This is a genomic window from Streptomyces palmae, assembly GCF_004684805.1.
GTDB classification, from domain to species: Bacteria; Actinomycetota; Actinomycetes; order Streptomycetales; family Streptomycetaceae; genus Streptomyces; species Streptomyces palmae.
Genome location: NZ_SRID01000720.1, coordinates 1 through 1,064 on the forward strand (window position 1 = coordinate 1; position 1,064 = coordinate 1,064).

Below are 1,064 nucleotides of genomic sequence, written 5' to 3' on the forward strand. Positions count from 1 at the left end.
AGCAGTGCTCACACCCCGCCGGGCGGCTCCCCGGACCTGCCGGCGCCGCCGTCCGGATGGCCGACGCTGCCCAGCGTGCCGCCCACCCTCGTCCCGGCACCCGGCGACCAGCAGTCCCAGTCCGGGCGCCTGGGCCAGTGACCCACTGCGAGCCGGGCCACATCGTGGACGTTCCCGGGCGAAGCCGGACTACGGTCCAGTAGCGTCTCAGGTGCTGGTCCCGCGGTGCCTGTGACGGCCTGAGCCGACACGCGCACCCCCGGCACCGGCGCGTCCGGAAAACGAATGAGGGGGTATACGGGGATGTCTGGGATCCGGTCGGCCGCCGCGTGGATCGCGGGGCCCGTGCTGGGCGCGATCGGCGCCCTGCATGTGCTGTGGGCCTTCGCGCCCTGGCCGTTCGAGGACGACGCGGCACTGGCCAAGACGGTGCTCGGCAACAAGGACGGCGAGCTGACGGTGACTCCGGCGGCCTCCGTGGGGATGGGCCTGGTGCTCATCGGCGCAGGGGTGCTGACCCTGATGGTGTACGGCGCGATCCGCGCGATCGGCCCGGCCGTGCTGCGCAAGCTGGCCATCTGCGCGCTCGCGCTCGGCCTGCTCGCCCGCGGCCTGGGCGGATTCGCCATGAACTCCGGCCAGGCGGAGGAGTTCCAGGACTGGAACACCGCCCTCTACTCCCCGCTCTGCGTACTCCTGGGCGCTCTGGTGACCCTGGTCGCGCTGCCGCTGATCCGCCCGGCGCGCCCCGAGGGTGCCGCGCCGGCCGCACCGTGACCGAGCCCGCCACACCCGCACGACGACCCGCGCCCACCGGCCTCCGACCAAGCCGGTGGGCGCGGGTCGTGCCGGTTCAGGCGCTCTCCACCCGGGTGGCGATCCGGTCGCCGAGCTTCTTGTCCACACCGCGCCAGTACGGGAACGCCCGCTCCCGCACCGGTCGGGTGACCCCGGCCCGCGGGCGCTTTGCGACGTCGGCGGCAGGGCGACCGCGCCGCCACCCACCGCGGCGCCCGCCGGCCCCGGCCCGACGCGGCACCCGCCGGCCGGCGGCGGCCCCGGCC

The 1,064-nt window shown here is 75.8% G+C and carries 2 protein-coding genes; one reads left to right on the forward strand and one right to left on the reverse strand.

Annotated features, from left to right (window positions below; genetic code table 11):
• The first annotated feature begins 303 nt into the window (after positions 1 to 303).
• Positions 304 to 777 carry a DUF3995 domain-containing protein gene (locus E4099_RS32295; protein WP_135342630.1) on the forward strand — a complete coding sequence of 158 codons (474 nt, stop codon included), beginning with the start codon at positions 304 to 306 and terminating at the stop codon, positions 775 to 777.
• Positions 778 to 853: 76 nt separating this feature from the next.
• On the opposite strand, the gene E4099_RS33445 is transcribed toward E4099_RS32295, so the two are convergent.
• Positions 854 to 1,064: hypothetical protein (locus E4099_RS33445; protein ID WP_167828572.1), on the reverse strand; the 211-nt coding region annotated here is incomplete at its 5' end.

Bases quoted from the DNA above. Each gene is read 5' to 3' on its own strand.
- E4099_RS32295 (WP_135342630.1), top strand. From the start codon at position 304: ATGTCTGGGATCCGGTCGGCCGCCGCGTGGATCGCGGGGCCCGTGCTG.